General features: G+C 57.5%; 16 protein-coding genes, 1 tRNA gene and 1 riboswitch. Of the genes, 4 read left to right on the top strand and 13 right to left on the bottom strand.

Translation table 11 applies throughout. The annotated features are described in order from the left end of the window. Position 1: 1 nt before the first annotated feature. The 9 genes from LC059_RS01360 to LC059_RS01320 all read right to left on the bottom strand — a co-directional run bounded on the left by LC059_RS01360 (position 2) and on the right by LC059_RS01320 (position 8,528). Positions 2–520, bottom strand: coding sequence for a hypothetical protein (locus LC059_RS01360; protein ID WP_226702037.1), 519 nt, complete (start codon positions 518–520; stop codon positions 2–4). 374 nt (positions 521–894) lie between these two features. Beyond that, positions 895–1,452: a molybdenum cofactor biosynthesis protein MoaE gene (locus LC059_RS01355; protein WP_226702036.1), complete on the bottom strand. Its 558-nt coding sequence runs from the start codon at positions 1,450–1,452 to the stop codon at positions 895–897. Next, positions 1,409–1,657 carry a molybdopterin synthase sulfur carrier subunit gene (gene moaD / locus LC059_RS01350; protein ID WP_226702035.1) on the bottom strand — a complete coding sequence of 83 codons (249 nt, stop codon included), beginning with the start codon at positions 1,655–1,657 and terminating at the stop codon, positions 1,409–1,411. The genes LC059_RS01355 and moaD overlap by 44 nt, the downstream gene beginning before the upstream one ends. Next, entirely contained in the window at positions 1,654–2,145 is a 492-nt protein-coding gene (gene moaC, locus LC059_RS01345; RefSeq protein WP_226702034.1) for a cyclic pyranopterin monophosphate synthase MoaC, read from the bottom strand. Before moaC ends, moaD begins: the two co-directional genes overlap by 4 nt. A 33-nt stretch (positions 2,146–2,178) precedes the next feature. Next, positions 2,179–2,694: a molybdenum cofactor biosynthesis protein B gene (gene moaB / locus LC059_RS01340; protein ID WP_226702033.1), complete on the bottom strand. Its 516-nt coding sequence runs from the start codon at positions 2,692–2,694 to the stop codon at positions 2,179–2,181. A 181-nt stretch (positions 2,695–2,875) separates the two neighbouring features. Beyond that, the gene (gene moaA / locus LC059_RS01335; RefSeq protein WP_226702032.1) at positions 2,876–3,859 is read right to left on the bottom strand and encodes a GTP 3',8-cyclase MoaA; all 984 of its coding nucleotides are present in this window, start codon (positions 3,857–3,859) and stop codon (positions 2,876–2,878) included. Continuing rightward, positions 3,844–3,982, bottom strand: a riboswitch (molybdenum cofactor riboswitch). It overlaps the preceding gene by 16 nt. A 191-nt stretch (positions 3,983–4,173) precedes the next feature. Further along, positions 4,174–5,649 carry a pyruvate kinase gene (gene pyk, locus LC059_RS01330; protein ID WP_226702031.1) on the bottom strand — a complete coding sequence of 492 codons (1,476 nt, stop codon included), beginning with the start codon at positions 5,647–5,649 and terminating at the stop codon, positions 4,174–4,176. Between the two features lie 109 nt (positions 5,650–5,758). Continuing rightward, positions 5,759–7,078 carry a glycerate kinase gene (locus LC059_RS01325; protein ID WP_226702030.1) on the bottom strand — a complete coding sequence of 440 codons (1,320 nt, stop codon included), beginning with the start codon at positions 7,076–7,078 and terminating at the stop codon, positions 5,759–5,761. Between the two features lie 145 nt (positions 7,079–7,223). Continuing rightward, on the bottom strand, positions 7,224–8,528 hold the full coding sequence (locus LC059_RS01320) for an NCS2 family permease (RefSeq protein ID WP_264189096.1): 1,305 nt from the start codon (positions 8,526–8,528) through the stop codon (positions 7,224–7,226). Between the two features lie 183 nt (positions 8,529–8,711). Here LC059_RS01320 and LC059_RS01315 point away from each other — a divergent pair, with 183 nt between their 5' ends. Genes LC059_RS01315 through LC059_RS01305 form a run of 3 tightly spaced genes read left to right on the top strand, consistent with a single transcriptional unit; the run spans position 8,712 to position 10,069 of the window. Continuing rightward, the gene (locus LC059_RS01315) at positions 8,712–9,431 is read left to right on the top strand and encodes a YebC/PmpR family DNA-binding transcriptional regulator (protein ID WP_226702029.1); all 720 of its coding nucleotides are present in this window, start codon (positions 8,712–8,714) and stop codon (positions 9,429–9,431) included. A gap of 12 nt (positions 9,432–9,443) precedes the next feature. Next, entirely contained in the window at positions 9,444–9,683 is a 240-nt protein-coding gene (locus LC059_RS18080) for a T6SS effector amidase Tae4 family protein (RefSeq protein ID WP_226702028.1), read from the top strand. Further along, a complete protein-coding gene (locus LC059_RS01305) occupies positions 9,650–10,069 on the top strand; it encodes a hypothetical protein (protein ID WP_226702027.1) in 420 nt (139 codons plus the stop codon). The genes LC059_RS18080 and LC059_RS01305 overlap by 34 nt, the downstream gene beginning before the upstream one ends. Positions 10,070–10,246: 177 nt before the next feature. Here LC059_RS01305 and LC059_RS01300 read toward each other — a convergent pair whose 3' ends face one another. After that, a complete protein-coding gene (locus LC059_RS01300) occupies positions 10,247–12,424 on the bottom strand; it encodes a M3 family metallopeptidase (protein WP_226702026.1) in 2,178 nt (725 codons plus the stop codon). 367 nt (positions 12,425–12,791) lie between these two features. On the opposite strand from LC059_RS01300, the gene LC059_RS01295 reads away from it, so the two are divergent. Continuing rightward, positions 12,792–13,607: a metallophosphoesterase gene (locus LC059_RS01295; protein WP_226702025.1), complete on the top strand. Its 816-nt coding sequence runs from the start codon at positions 12,792–12,794 to the stop codon at positions 13,605–13,607. A 102-nt stretch (positions 13,608–13,709) separates the two neighbouring features. On the opposite strand, the gene LC059_RS01290 is transcribed toward LC059_RS01295, so the two are convergent. The 3 genes from LC059_RS01290 to tpiA all read right to left on the bottom strand — a co-directional run bounded on the left by LC059_RS01290 (position 13,710) and on the right by tpiA (position 15,055). Then, positions 13,710–13,795: transfer RNA gene (locus LC059_RS01290), tRNA-Leu, on the bottom strand. 34 nt (positions 13,796–13,829) lie between these two features. Further along, the gene (secG, locus tag LC059_RS01285) at positions 13,830–14,258 is read right to left on the bottom strand and encodes a preprotein translocase subunit SecG (RefSeq protein WP_226702024.1); all 429 of its coding nucleotides are present in this window, start codon (positions 14,256–14,258) and stop codon (positions 13,830–13,832) included. A 56-nt stretch (positions 14,259–14,314) separates the two neighbouring features. Then, positions 14,315–15,055, bottom strand: a complete 741-nt coding sequence (tpiA, locus tag LC059_RS01280) for a triose-phosphate isomerase (protein WP_226702023.1) — start codon at positions 15,053–15,055, stop codon at positions 14,315–14,317. Between the last annotated feature and the right edge of the window lie 53 nt (positions 15,056–15,108).

Here is a 15,108-nt window from a genome sequence, read left to right as displayed (position 1 = left end):
CTTACCAGTCCTTGAAATTGATGGCGGACTGGTTGCCAGCGATCTGGATCTCAACGAATTTTGGACCCACTGCTTTTTCCACACTGTAACTGGCAGTCGCACGGTACTCTTTACCCGCTTTCGACTTGCCCATATAACTCACTTCCAGTGGGTGCGCGCCGGTCTGCACATTGGCGGTGTGGATTCGCTGCACACCGCCCTGCTGCAAGGCTTCAATTTCGCGGTAGGTATACAGGTGGTGGGCGACGACCTGGTTGCCCAGCTTCACTTCGACGGACTCCAGGCTGAATTCCTGGCTGTTGGGCAAGGAGATAAAGAGTGCTACCTGGGTATTGGAGGGGAAGAGTAGCTTTTCTTCCAGGCGGTTCAGTTCGGAAGTCAGGCTGATAACGTCCTTCTTAACGTCCTGAATCTGTTCATCGAGCCCGCGAATTTCCTCGCGGCTGACATTCTGGGCATTTACCAGAACGGACAATGACAGCAGCACCGCTGATGCCAGAGTGATCAGAATTCTGCACATATCCCTTAAACCTCAAACCCCGCCCTTGAAATTAGTTGCCAAGGTTTATTCTTAAAATATCCAACGAACGTCGGAGTGACAGCCTTAGCCGGGCAGATTGTATTGCAACCGGCCTATGGGGATATGTGAGGCGCTTCAAAACTCGCGCAGAGAGTTGGAGAAGAATTTTTTCTTAAAATTCAAAGAGAAAGCGAAATAATCTCGATAATGTGACAGGTATCACTACCACCATGCGATGAGAGGATGTGACACAACACTCAAAGTAGCGCGTATTTCCAGAATCAGTTCAAATTTCATACGCGGCCATAAGATGAGCTAACGAAAGTACTCAGGCTTACAAGTAGTGAGTGCTCACACGCTAACGGAAAATCTGCTTACCATTTCTTCAATGCTTTTTCGTCGCTGCTGCGGGCCTCTACCCAGGTGCCCAAGTCGCCAGGCTCACCCACTTCTTTTTTCCAGAAAGGGGCACGGCTTTTGAGGAAATCCATAATAAAGGCGCAAGCATCCAGCGAGTCCTGCCGGTGGGTGGAGGTCGCACCTACAAATACTATTTCCTCGCCGGCGTTCAGCGGGCCGTAGCGGTGGACAATCCTGACTCTCCCGAGCGGCCAACGGGCTGCGGCCTGACGGGCGATGTCGGTAAGTGCTGACTCCGCCATACCCGGGTAGTGCTCAAGCTCAAGCACGGTGACCGACTGGCGACCGCCAGTCTCGTCGAGCGACGCTTCAGGAAAGCCGAGCAAAGCTGTCGGGGAAAAATCCCGCACATTGCCAACAAACATACTGGTGGCACCATCGGAATAGTTTTCATTGCGCAGGCGACTGTACTCGACACCGGGATCAAAGCCTTCCGCCTGCACAGAAACAGAGATATCCACAGCCACTTCAGCCTCCGGTGACAGGCGGGAAGAAGGCAACCTCGTCGCCATCCTGGATCGCAGCATCCATGGTGGAGAGTTTCTGGTTGAGCGCGACCTGCAACTGTTCGTTACTGAGGGCGCTCTGCCAGGTTGCGCCCTGCTCTGCCAGTTTGCTGCGCAGCTGTGTCACGCTGGTCAAACCCGCCGCTTCGATTTCCAACCCATCCCGCTGTAACTGCTCGCGCAGGCTGGCGAAGAACAATACCTTGATCACGAGCTTTCCTCCGCGCTTTGCGGCGTCCAGTGGCCGCGCTTGCCGCCGGTTTTTTCCTGCAATTTGGTAGGGCCGATCACCATGGCGGGGTCGACGGCCTTGCACATGTCGTAGATAGTGAGAGCGGCAACACTGGCAGCGGTAAGCGCTTCCATCTCCACGCCGGTGCGGCCGGCGAGGCGGCAGTAGCTGGAAATATTGACGATATTGGCAGCCTCATCCAGTTCGAAATCCACCTGTACTTTGGTGAGCGCCAGCGGGTGGCACAACGGTATCAGGTCGGCGGTTTTCTTGGCGGCCTGGATACCGGCGATGCGGGCAGTGGCGAGCACGTCGCCCTTTTTGTTGTTGCCGGCTTTCAGTTGCGCAAAGGCTTCAGCGGACATAGCGATGGCGGACTGGGCGCGGGCGGAGCGGTCGGTGATGTCTTTGTCGGTGACATCGACCATGCTGGCTTCGCCCTGTTGATTGAGGTGCGTGAGGGTCATGGGGTTACTTTTTTGCTAGTTGCTTTGAGCGAATTATTTTGAAAGGTAGCCCACGAAGTTACAGGGCATATGGCTGGCAGTAAGCTGCTCCTGTAGCAGTTTTGTCCAGCCGGTTTTGCAAGCACCGGTGGAGCCGGGCAGACAGGCGATGAGGGTGCGGTTGGCGAGGCCGGCGAGGGCTCTGGATTGAATGGTGGAGGAGCCGATTTCCTCATAGCTTATGGAGCGAAACATTTCGCCGAAGCCATCGATATGTTTATCGAATAGAGGAGCCAGAGCTTCCGGGGTTGAGTCGCGGCCTGCAAAGCCGGTGCCGCCGGTGGTGATGATGACCTGAACTTCCGGGTCGGCGATCCAGGCGCTGACTTTGACGCGCAGGAGATATTTGTCGTCGATGACAATGGCTTTGTCGGCGAGGTTGTGGCCGTCTGCTTTCAGGGCCTCTACCAGGTAGTTTCCGGAGGTGTCGTTTTCTTCGGTTCTAGTGTCGGAGACGGTCAGGATGGCGATGTTGAGTTTTTGATTTGGGTCTTTTGGGGCGTGGCTCATGGTTTTTGTGCTCTGTTCTTGGTTCTGTGGCGAGCGGTCATCGGGTGAAAGGTTTCAGGACCGCTGTGAATACATCCCTGTACGCTTCGTCGGCAACATCCCTGTTGCCGACGATCCTGAAACCTTTCACCCGACGCCCGCTCTTCAATTCTAATTTTTGTACTTTGTTAGCATTGAAGAATTACCCACCAATGATGGATAAGTTTTGGGTTCCGCCTGTATTTCCCTGCTGCAGATAGTGGCTCACCTCTTTGTTGCCGATCAGTGCCCTCACTTTTGCTGCCAGGGTATCGGCATCGCCGTTGCGGATGGTTTCGCGCAGGTCGAGACCGGTATCGCTAAACAGACACAGATGCAGTTTGCCTTGGGCGGAGATGCGCAGGCGGTTGCAGCTGTTGCAGAAGTCTTTGCTGTAAGGGGTGATGAGACCGATGCGGCCCGCGTAGTCGGGGTGGACATATTCGCGGGCGGGGCCGGCGTCCAAGGCTCGGGGCAGCAGTTGCCAGCCGGTCTCAATCAGCTGTTGTTCGATGTCGCTGCCGCGCAGGTGGTTGCTGGCGAAGTAGTTGCGGTTGTCGCCGGTCTGCATGAGTTCGATAAAGCGCAGGGTGACGGGGGTGGTTTTTAGCCAGTTTAGAAATTGGTGCAGGCGGGCCTGCGCACCATCGCTGAGCAGGACGGCGTTGACCTTGGTCTGAACGCCCAGCTCCAGTGCGCGGTCGATACCTGTACGGATTTTGGGCAGGCAGTCGTGGCCGGTGATCTCGGCGAATTCACGGTCGTCGAGGCTATCGATGCTGATGTTGAGCTGGTCGAGGCCATTGTGGTGCCAGCTGTCGATGACACTGGGGAGTTTGTAACCGTTGCTGGTAACCGCCACGCGCCGGATGCCAGGGGTGGTTTTGGCGTTGTGGATGAGTTCCGGCAGGTCTTTGCGCAGGGAGGGTTCGCCGCCGGTCAGGCGCACTTTCCGGGTGCCCAGTTGGGCGAAGGCGCGGGTGACGGTGGCGGCCTCGGCGACGCTGAGGTCGGGGCCTTTCGGGGTGGCCTGGTAGCCGTCGGGCAGGCAGTAGCCGCAACGGAAGTTGCAGACATCTGTGACCGACAGGCGCAGATAGTAGAAGCGACGGCCGTGACCGTCCTCCAGAATTTCGTTTTGTTTCATCACCTTTCCAAATACGGGAGGCCGTTCGGTTTCCCTTGCGACCCTGGCGGGCTGGCTATGCCGCCCGCGGCCAGAACCCCATATCAGTAACTTAGGGATGCTGGCTCGGTGTAATGTTCAACTTCGATCGTTATTTGAGCTGGTAGCGCTCGTGGCACTGCCCTCTGTTCAAGGTTGGCTTTTCTAAAATGGACTTCGCTTCTGCAGAATACCGCATTATCGTCCCGCTTCTACCGGGGAATGCAATTTTGCCGCCAAGCCGCGTGGCAATCTGCGCCACACAATACTTTGCCAGTGCCATCAGAGCCCGACAATCACATGACTTCGAGAATCTTGAGCGTGTTGGTGCCACCGTGTGACTGCATGAGATCCCCCCGAATCAGGATGACATGGTCACCCTGCTTGACGATGTCTCGCGCCTTGAGGGTGTCCAGAGCACGCTGGTTCAACTCGCGGTCCCCCTCCTTTTCGCCGGGCACAAACAGCACCGAAATCACGCCACGGTAGAGGGCCATGCGGCGCTGCGCGATGGGGTCGTGGGCGAGGCCGACAATGGGCAGGCCGGAGCGGATTCGGGAGGCGATCAGCGGGGTGTAACCAGTCTGCGTCATACAGGCAATGGCGGTGACACCTTCCAGGTGGTTGGCCGCGTACATGGCTGACAGGGAAATGGTCTCGTCAATACGGGTAAACCCCTGGTGCATCCGGTGGCCGGATTCTTGTGCCGAACGCTCCCGCTCGGCGCCCAGGCACAGGCGGTGCATCGCTTCCACCGCCTCGACCGGGTAATCCCCAGCTGCCGTCTCTGCCGACAGCATCACCGCATCGGTGCCATCCAGCACCGCATTGGCCACGTCAAACACTTCCGCGCGAGTGGGCAAGGGAGCGGTAATCATTGTTTCCAGCATCTGGGTGGCGGTGATCACGGCGCGATTGAGCTGGCGGGCGCGCTTGATCATGCGCTTTTGCACGCCTATCAGCGCCGCGTCACCAATCTCCACCCCCAGATCGCCGCGCGCCACCATCACCGCCTCGGAGGCGAGAATAATTTCGTCGAGGATTTCGTCTTCGGCTACCGCCTCGGCGCGTTCAACCTTGGCGACCAGTCCGATGTGTTTACCGCGCTCCCCCAGTAATTCACGGGCCTCCTGCATGTCTGCCGCGCTGCGCGGAAAAGATACCGCCAGGTAATCCACACCGATGTCGATGGCAGTCTTCAGGTCGGCCCTGTCTTTGTCGGTCAGCGCGGCGGCGGACAGGCCACCGCCCTGTTTGTTGATCCCCTTGTTATTGGAGAGCCGCCCACCCACGGCAACGGTGGTCAATACATGGCGACTGGTGACCTGCTCCACGTTCAACACAACGCGCCCGTCGTCCAGCAGCAACACATCCCCTGCGGTTACATCCTCGACAAGTGCCTTGTAGTCGCACCCCACGCGTTTTTCATCGCCGTCGTTGGTGTCCAGCGCCATATCCAGCACAAAGGATTCACCTTCTCGCAGGATGACCTGGTTTTCTCGGAAGCGCGCGATGCGGATTTTCGGTCCCTGTAGATCTCCCAAGGCCGCCACGGTCCTGCCCTGTCGATCGGCGATCTCCCGCACCTGTTGCAGACGGCGACGGTGGTCATCGGCGGTACCGTGGGAGAAATTAAGCCGCACTACATCCACACCCGCACTGATCAACTTGTCGAGCACACCGGGCTTGTCACTGGCCGGCCCCAGGGTGGCGACAATTTTCGTACGACGCAGTGGGTTAGCGGTGCGCTGGCTGGCGGGGATCTGGGTCATTGGACTCTCTTTGACTTTCTGTATCTCTAGCTCACCGACAATATGTGACCGGAGAGCGATGTTATAGACACAGCTTAGCCAGCAATCTCATCCTGAACCGAGCGCAGCGCTACTTATCCACATGAGGAAGTATCAGAATTGCGCGGAAATCGTTGACATTGGTTCTGGTGGGCCCGGTCACTATCAGGTTATCCAGTTCGGCAAAAAAGCTGTAGGCATCATTGTTGGCGAGGTAATCGTCAGGGTTCAACCCCTGGGATTGCATCTTGCCCCAATCATCCGGCGAAAAAAGCGCACCGGCATTATCTTCAGAGCCATCGATACCGTCGGTGTCGATGGCGAGGCCGTATATTCCCGGGGCGCCCTTCAGGGCTTTGAATAGCCCGAGTAAATACTCCACGTTGCGGCCGCCGCGACCACTGCCGGTGACAGTGACACTGGTTTCACCGCCAGACAGAATCAGCAGCGGCCGAGTGGTTTCCGGCTGGCAATCCAGTGCCAGTCTGCCGTGTTCTGCACCCAGCTTCCGCGCCTCCCCTTCCAGGTTGTCACCCAGCACCCGGACATCAATGCCCGCAGCCTGGGCGGCTTCACGCGCGGCTTCCAGCGCGTCGGCAGCCTTTGCCAGTATCAGAGAGCTGTCACCGGAAAACTCAACGTCATCGGGTTTGGGACCGGCATCGGCGGACGCCAGATGTTCCTTTACCTCCGGCTCCAGGTCGATGTTGTAACGCTGCAGAATTTCCAGCGCATCGGCGGGTGTACTGGTGTCCGGCAGTGTAGGGCCAGAGGCAATCAGTGTGGGATCGTCGCCGGGTACATCGGAGATCAGGTAGGTAACTACGCGCGCGGGGTGAGCAGCAGCCGCCAGCCGGCCGCCTTTGATGGCCGATAGGTGCCGCCGTACGGTGTTGATCTCGCGGATGGGCGCGCCGCTGCGCAACAGCGCGCGGTTTATAGACTGCTTTTGCGCCAGCGTCAGGCCCGGCGCCGGCAGGCTCATCAGCGCGGAGCCGCCACCGGAAATCAGAGCGATTACCAGGTCGTTTTCTGTAAGTCCGGCAACCGATTCAAGCATTTTGCCGGCCGCCTCTTCACCGAGCCGGTCCGGCATCGGGTGCGCCGCTTCCAGCACCTCGATACGGGTACAGCGGGCGCCGTGGTCGTAGCGGGTAACTACTAGTCCTGCCAGCCCCGAGAGATCCGCCTGTGGATACTGCTGCTGCCACGCCCGCTCCAGGGCAGCAGCCATGGCCGCGCTCGCCTTGCCGGCTCCCACCACCAGGGTCTTGCGGCCAGGAGTGGGTAGATTGGCGGGCATCAGGTTGTCCGGGTGTACCGACGCCACCGCCAGTTCTGCGAGGCTGCGCAGCCATTGAGACAAATCAGCGGGATTGGTATGGGTATGGATTGGCGGTAACGGTTTCAAGTGTTCTGCTCCCCGGTTCGGCGTTGCTCTGGACTTTCCGTACACACTGTTAGTACACCGTGTTATTACACCAAAAGTATCCTGCAAAATCGGTTCCCACCGCGAACGCCGTCAATGGGCCCGCACCCCGAGCCCCCCTTCAAAATTAGAGAAATGCAAACTTGGCCAGGAAAACCGCGCTGAGGATGTACAGGCTCAGGGACACCTGCCGGTGCTGCCCGGTGCACAGCTTGAGCGCCGTATAGGTCAAAAATCCAAGGGCGATGCCGTTGGCGATGGAGAAGGTCAGCGGCATCATGATCATGGTCACCACCGCCGGAATCGCATCGGTGAGATCATCCCAGCGAATCTGCGCCATGCCGCCCATCATCAGCATGGCCACATAAATCAGCGCACCCGCCGTCGCGTAGGCCGGAATCATCCCCGCCAGGGGAGAGAAAAATACACACAGCAGAAACAGCACCCCCACGGTAACCGCGGTGAGCCCGGTTCGCCCGCCGGCCTCAACCCCCGAAGCGCTTTCGACAAAACTGGTTACCGGTGGGCACCCAACAAACGCACCCAGCACGCTGGACGTACTGTCTGCCTTGAGCGCGCGCGGCAGCTTTTCGATGGAGCCATCCGGCTCGATCAGCCCCGCCCTGTGCGCGACCCCCATCAGGGTGCCGGCGGTGTCGAAAATATTGATAAACAGAAACGCGAGGATCACGCTCACCATACTCAGGTCCAGTGCACCGCGTATATCCATCGCCATCCAGGTGGGCGCCAGGCTCGGTGGCGCCGAGACCAGCCCCTTGTACTCCACCTCGCCGAGCGCCAGACCGATAAGCGTTACCACCAGGATACTGACCAGAAAAGCGCCGAACACGCGCCAGTGACTGAGGGTCGCAATCAGCAGGAAACACAGCAGCGCCAGCAGCGCGGGCGGCTCGCGCAGGGAGCCGAGTGCGAGCAGGGTGGCATCACTCGGCACTACAATCCCCGCGGACTTGAGGCCAATCAGGCCGAGAAACAGTCCCACCCCGGCCCCCATGGAATAGCGCAGACACAGGGGGATGCTCTCCATGATCCACGCGCGCACCCGCGACAGGCTCATCAGCACAAACAACACGCCGGCAATCAGCACCGCGCCCAGCGCCACCTGCCAGCTGTACCCCATCTCGCCAACCACGGAATAGGCAAAAAACGCGGCAAGCCCAATGCCCGGTGCCAGCCCAACGGGCCAGTTGGCATAAAAGCCCATCAACAGGCAGGCCACCGCGCTGCCGATGCAGGTGGCCACAAACACCGCGCCGAGATCCATACCGGTATTGGCCAGCATGTTTGGCACCACGAACACGACATAGGCCATGGTGACAAAGGTCGTCAGCCCCGCCATCAGCTCCTGCTTTACGCTGGTACCATGGTCGCCCAGGGCGAAGATGCGCTCGAGAAGATTATTTAGCTGCAATGCAGGCTCCTCGGCCGAAGGGGTAAAAGGTTAGAGGGTCAAAGATTCGGAGTAGTACCTATTGTGGCCCAGCCTGGGGCTTTCGGGCGGTTTTCGGTCGGATTACGTCCCGCTTCTCATCCACCCGGGGCACCAGTAAAATCGCCCCTTTATCGGATACCAGAGATACCGGAGCACCACCCCATGGGCCGAGCCTACCAGAACCGCAAAGAATCAATGGCCAAGACCTCGAACATGAAGGCCAGGGTCTACAGCCGCTACGGCCGCGAGATCTACGTGACCGCAAAATCCGGCGGAGTCGACCCCAACGGCAACCTGGCCCTGCGCAGCCTCATCGACCGCGCCAAGAAAGAGCAGGTGCCCACTCACGTGATTGAAAAGGCCATCGACAAGGCCAAGGGCGGCGCCGGTGAAGACTTCTCCCGCGCCCGCTACGAAGGCTTCGGCCCCGGCGGTTGTATGGCCATCATCGAATGCCTGACCGACAACCCCAATCGCACCTTCGGTGACGTGCGCCAGGCCTTCACCAAAACCAAAACCAAGATCGGCACCGAAGGCTCCGTCAGCCACAGCTTCGATCACCTCGCCATCCTCGTGTTCAAACACGACGACGAAGAGGCGGCTCTGGAAGCATTGATGGAAGCGGATGTGGATGTCACCGACATCGAGAACGAAGACGGCAAACTCTCCGTATTCGCCCCGCACACCGATTACTTCAAGGCCAAACAGGCGCTGATTGAAGCCTTCGGCGATATCGATTTTGAAGTGGACGAGATCCAGTTTGTGCCGCAGACCTACACCGAGGTGACCGGGGATGATGTGGCGCTGTTTGAGAAGTTTTTGAATATGCTGGAAGACCTGGAGGACGTGCAGGCGGTTTATCACAATGTGGAGAATGTGTAGCTAACTACTAACTTGAGCCACCTCTCCGGGGAGCGAATTAAACCGCTCCCCCTCTCCCAAACTCATAAAAAACCAAAAGAAATCTCCTTTACAGATAAAAAAGGTATCCTCGTTTTCGAGGTTGACCAATGGAGCGATGCTTCCGGCCATGCCACCGTCTGGAATGGGAACGCCTGTTCTGACAAATGCTATTTTCCAATTTCCAAAAAGGCTTACCTATGGGAACTCAAAAGCAAGCATTCCTCATTTTGAGCATCTGTATAATTTCTGCCTGTAGCAAGAGCACTGCATCAAATCATCAAGCGATAACCAAAGAAGCTCAAGATTTTCGCAAGTACGCCACCGCAATCTGTCTAGGTACATCCTTTCCCGAGGCAGCAGTGAAGTCTGACGCCAATCGCTCAGCCAATGCGTATTTAGGCAACGTCGATCTCAAAGCGTACGAATCCCTGAGAGGGCAATTGAAAGGTTGGAAACCAAGCCGATTCGTCACCAAGAATGGCCCACAAGCAGCGATTGCCCGGTGTATGGAATTTTCAGAATCCGATGTAGTGGCCAAGGTTTTCCAGCAGTTTGATCCCTGCAAGAATCAGGAAGCCTGGCTCGATGAGACAGAGTTTAAGACACAGTGCAAATAATCACTTGCGCGTAGAGGGTGCCGAGAAAAAGCACGCAGAAGCGGGCCTCATAGCGACTAACTAGTCCCAAACAAGCTTTGGAATTATCGTGCAACCTCCACGAGGTGGTCTGGGGCTCCCACGCCAAAGTTGATCAAATGGCGCAGGAGCCCACTTATGCTACAGAGTCCAAGCTAGCTATTTCGCCAGCAATCCCCGCCGAACAAGCAACGCATCCACACTCGGCTCCTGCTCGCGGAAGTCGATGTACGCTTCCATCAGGTCCGTACTGTTACCGACAGCAAGGATCGCATTGCGGTAGCGGTCGCCGTTTTCGCGGCTAAGACCGCCCTCTTCTTGCAGGTACGCGAAGGCATCCGCGGCAAAGACTTCGGTCCACAGATAGGAGTAGTAGCCCGCGTAATAGCTGTTGGAGAAGATGTGGCTGAAATAGGTTGAGCGATAACGCGGCGGAACCGCCTGCAGGTCGAGGCCATATTTTGCCAGTGCTTGCTTCTCGAAGGCCTCATGGTCCTCGATCTTGGTTCCGGGCGCGATGCTGTGCCATTCCATATCCAGTAGCGAAGCCGCCAGGTACTCGGTGGTATCGAAGCCCTGGTTAAACTTGTTGGCTTTCAGGATTTTTTCCAGCAGCTCTTGGGGAATCTGCTCATCCGTCTGGTAGTGCCGGGCATAGTTCGCCAATACTTCGGGCTCGATACTCCAGTCCTCGTGGAACTGGGACGGGAACTCCACAAAGTCTCTAGGGGTAGCGGTACCGGCGAGGCTCGGATACTTCACGTCAGAGAACAGGCCGTGCACGGCGTGGCCAAACTCGTGAAACAGCGTGCCCACTTCACCGAAAGACAGCAACGTCGGCTGGCCTTCGGCCGGCTTGGGAATATTGAGCGCGTTGTAGACTACCGGCTTGTTTTTCAGCAGGTGGCTCTGGGTGACGATCTCGTTCATCCAGGCCCCGCCATTCTTGCCTTCACGGGCATAGGGGTCCAGGTAAAACAGCCCGACCGGCGTTTCGTCGGCATTGAAAATTTCGTACACCACCACGTCCGGGTTCCATACTGGAAGATCGGTGCGGGGCTTCGCAGTAATGCCGTACAGCTTTTGCATGGCAAAGAAGAGACCATCTTCAAGCACCCGGCTCAGCTCGAAATACGGCTTAACCTCGCTTTCATCCAGGTCGTATTTCTCGCTCCGCACCTTTTCGGAGTAATAAGCCCAGTCCCAGGGCTGCACCGTAAACTCACCACCTTCCCGTGCGATCACGGCCTCGATGTCAGCGGTCTCCTGCGCTACTCGCTCGACCGCCTTGGGCGCCAGATCGCCGAGGATCTTGAACACCGCCGCCGGCTCCTTCGCCATACGCTCATCAATCACGTAAGACGCCCAGTTCGAATAGCCCAGTACCTTGGCCTTCTCTGCGCGGAGCTCAGCCATCCGCCTGGCCAGCGCCCCGTTCTTGTCCTTCAGACGGTGGGCGGAGGTCTCCCAGATCTGCTGACGCAGCTCGCGGTTTTCCAGACTGCCCAAGATAGGCTGACGGGTGGTATTCACCAGGGAGATCATATAGCCCTGTTTGCCCGCCTCTTCTGCCGCGGCAGCCAGGGAGCTGATTTTGTCTTCCGACAGGCCTGCAAGCTGCTCCTTATCCGACACCAGAATGACATCATTCTTGAATGACCCAAGAATATTGTTGGAATACTCCGTGGACAGAGTGGAAAGCTCGGTATTAATGGTGCGAATCTGGGTCTTTTCGTCTTCTGAGAGCTTTGCGCCCGCGCGCACGAACTGCTTGTAATAGTGATCGACCAGTCTCTGGTCCTCAGCACCCAGCTCGGACTTCTGCTGATAAATTTTCTCGACACGGGAGAACAACGCACCGTCGAGGAAAATATTATCCATGTGCTCGGTCAGCCGCGGCGCTATCTCGCTCTTGAGCTCCTGAATCTTTTCGTTGGAATTCAGCGCAGACGCATTGAAAAAGCTACCGGTTACCCTGGTGAGCAACTCGCCGGAAGTTTCCAGTTTGACAATGGTGTTGTCGAAGGTCGCCGGCGCGGGGTTCTCTTTGATCGCCTGAACTTCAGCCACACTCTCCTGCAATGCAGCCTCAAATGCTGGCAGGTAGTGCTCCACTTTGATCTTGTCGAACTCGGGCGCCTGATATTGCAGCGGGCTTGGTTTCATCAGGGGGTTAGAGGCAACTGCCATTTTCGCTGCACCAGTCTCAGCTTCAGGCGTAGACGCTGCCTGTGAAGCAGCTTCGGCAGATTCCGTCTGAACGGTCGATTTGTCGTCAGAACAGGCACCGATGGTCAGACTGGCGCCGATCGCAATCGCGAGTAAGGACTTTCGCATGGTTTCTCCAATTATTATCTGTTGTGTGTACAGGGGCTCCCGGGTCTATACAACAACCCACGCGGACAGCTTCATGCTCGACCTGTCGGCAAAGCCCCTGAAAACGGGTAAAGCCAATGTGAACTCCAGGTCAGACTACCGCAAAACGCCGCAATAATCTGCCAAGGGCCAACATCAACGCCTGCCACTGCCCATGCAGGGATCCGGCCAAAGTGTGTGTACTCCAACCAAGGCAACTAATCACGTGACATAAGGCAAGCCGTAAGAGGAAGCAAAGGCAACACTGGGCTCAGTGATCGCCGCCCTAACCTATTCTTCAAAAACCTCATTTCGACAAACCAGCAAGTAACTGCGCAAAATTCAACCAGTGTCTATTTACAGGAAAATCAGCCGAAACCGTAGCGGGCGGGATTTCGTCGTCGGCGACGTCCACGGGCACCTGCAACAACTCCAGAATCAGCTCGCCGCACTGGCATTCGACGCCACTATCGATCGGCTCTTCTGCCTGGGCGACGTTGTGGACCGGGGCCCCGATAGCGTGGCCATGCTGGATTTTATCGACCAGAAAGCCGTCTTCAGCATCCTGGGCAACCATGAGGCGATGATGATCGCCGGCTTTGAAAGCAACGCAGATGTGCCGCTGCACTTTAGCAATGGCGGCGAATGGTTTTACGACCTGAACCGCAGCGAGCAGAGTCGCCTGGTCGACAAGGTCCGCCAGTGGCCCTGGGCGATGGAGGTTGATACCGGGCACGGTACCGCAGGACTGATCCATGCTGATGTGCCTGAGAGTAACTGGGAGATGGTTCAGAAGCTGACAAAGCTTGCCAGTCAGTCATGGGGAGAAGGTGCGCCAATGTCTGAGCCATATATCGCGACTGCAGCTCAACCGTTGCTGTGGAACCGCAGACTTATCCGGCACCTGTATCGCGAGATCATCGGCTTGGAGGATGGGAAAACGACGAAGGCGGAGTGTGCGCATGAATTCCAGCAATGGGAATCAAAGGTGGCAGGTACCAGCGCGCAGCAGCGTCGCCCTTTTCACGTAACCGGGGTCGGGTCTGTGTACCTCGGACACTCTTATGTGCCAGTTGCGACGCATATCGGCAACTGCCATTTTCTTGATTCTTTTCGGGGGGAGACCGGGGAAGAGTTGGGTTTGACCTGCATAAGCGGAGCTTGAATAAGGGAAATAGCCAGGGATACCTCTCCCGAAAACACAAAAGCCCCGCAATGCGGGGCTTTTGGAAGGATGCCGAACATATGAAACGTCGGGCTTTCAATGTGGTGCCCAGGGCGGGACTTGAACCCGCACGAGCATAGCTCACTACCCCCTCAAGATAGCGTGTCTACCAATTCCACCACCTGGGCAAAAACTTTACAGTTTTTGATTTAGCCTTTCGGCTTACTGAGGCTGCTCCTCAGTTTCTGCTTCTTCACCAGCTTCTGGCAGTTCCGCCTGAGGGGCTTCTTCTGCTGCTGGCAGGTCGCCTGCGGCCGGGGCTTCTTCCTGAACTTCAGGGATGTCGCCTTCGGTCGCGGCCGGCTCGCGGGATTCTACTGCTGCAGGAACCTGCGGCATACCGTCGACTGCCGGTGCTTCATCGCGGCTGGCGAGGATGGCCAGGCCGAAGCTGGTGACGAAGAATACCGTCGCCATAATTGCAGTCAAGCGGGAAAAGAAATTTCCGCTGCCCTGGCTGCCGAATACGGTGTTAGACGCGCCGGCACCAAAAGAGGCACCTGCTTCCGCACCCTTGCCCTGCTGCATCAGGATCAGACCGATGATGCTCAGTGCAGTGAGGATGTGTACTACTAATACCAGTTTTTCCATTGTCCAGAAAACCTGCTTTCGGGCGTGTGCCCTTGCTCAAAAGTTTGTTGCTGCGCTCAATTCGCGGCGCAGCAAATCTGTATAAATTCTTCTGCCTTCAGTGAGGCTCCGCCTACCAGTGCGCCGTCGATATCCGGCTTGGCAAACAGCTCTGCGGCGTTGGCCGCCTTAACGCTGCCTCCGTAGAGGATCTGCGTCTTGCTACCCGCTTCGCCGAGTTGCTGGCGAATGAACTGGTGCACTTCCTGCGCCTGCTCCGGGGTGGCGGTTTTGCCGGTGCCGATGGCCCATACCGGCTCATAGGCGATAACAGCATTCTGCCAGGTATCTGGCAAACCCAGTGCCACTACGGCCTGTATCTGCTCAGCTACCACTTCCAGGGTTTTGCCGGCTTCCCGCTCTTCGAGAGACTCGCCCACGCAGAGGATCGGGATCAGGCCTGCGCCCTTGGCTGCGGCGTACTTGGCGGCTACCAGCTCGTTATTCTCGCCATACAGGCTGCGACGTTCCGAGTGGCCTACGATCGCGTAGCGCGCGCCGAAGTCCAGCAGCATCTCCGCGGAGACTTCCCCGGTGTAGGCACCGGAGGGCTGCTCGCTGAGGTTCTGTGCCCCTAGCATTACCGCCTGGCCAATCTTGCCTGCGACGACACCCAGATAGGGGTACGGCGGGCAGATCACCACTTGGCTGGAACACTCGCCGGACTCCAGTCCGGTGTTCAGCTCGACCAACAGTTGCTCGGCGAAGGCTTTGGTGCCGTGCATTTTCCAGTTGGCAGCTACCAGGGTTTTACGCATGGGTGCTCCTCCAAGGGGCGCAAATCTTAGCGGTATTGCCGGTAACATACAAC

Origin of the sequence: Microbulbifer elongatus (genome assembly GCF_020524885.1) — a bacterium.
Classification (GTDB): domain Bacteria; phylum Pseudomonadota; class Gammaproteobacteria; order Pseudomonadales; family Cellvibrionaceae; genus Microbulbifer; species Microbulbifer elongatus_A.
This window is presented reverse-complemented; position numbering and strand designations above follow the sequence as displayed.

Bases quoted from the DNA above. Each gene is read 5' to 3' on its own strand.
- pyk (WP_226702031.1), bottom strand. From the start codon at position 5,649: ATGACCCAGATCCCCGCCAGCCAGCGCACCGCTAACCCACTGCGTCGT.
- LC059_RS01305 (WP_226702027.1), top strand. From the start codon at position 9,650: ATGGGAACTCAAAAGCAAGCATTCCTCATTTTGAGCATCTGTATAATT.
- secG (WP_226702024.1), bottom strand. From the start codon at position 14,258: ATGGAAAAACTGGTATTAGTAGTACACATCCTCACTGCACTGAGCATC.
- LC059_RS01300 (WP_226702026.1), bottom strand. From the start codon at position 12,424: ATGCGAAAGTCCTTACTCGCGATTGCGATCGGCGCCAGTCTGACCATC.
- LC059_RS01355 (WP_226702036.1), bottom strand. From the start codon at position 1,452: ATGGCGACGAGGTTGCCTTCTTCCCGCCTGTCACCGGAGGCTGAAGTG.
- tpiA (WP_226702023.1), bottom strand. From the start codon at position 15,055: ATGCGTAAAACCCTGGTAGCTGCCAACTGGAAAATGCACGGCACCAAA.
- LC059_RS01360 (WP_226702037.1), bottom strand. From the start codon at position 520: ATGTGCAGAATTCTGATCACTCTGGCATCAGCGGTGCTGCTGTCATTG.
- LC059_RS01315 (WP_226702029.1), top strand. From the start codon at position 8,712: ATGGGCCGAGCCTACCAGAACCGCAAAGAATCAATGGCCAAGACCTCG.
- moaC (WP_226702034.1), bottom strand. From the start codon at position 2,145: ATGACCCTCACGCACCTCAATCAACAGGGCGAAGCCAGCATGGTCGAT.
- moaB (WP_226702033.1), bottom strand. From the start codon at position 2,694: ATGAGCCACGCCCCAAAAGACCCAAATCAAAAACTCAACATCGCCATC.
- moaA (WP_226702032.1), bottom strand. From the start codon at position 3,859: ATGAAACAAAACGAAATTCTGGAGGACGGTCACGGCCGTCGCTTCTAC.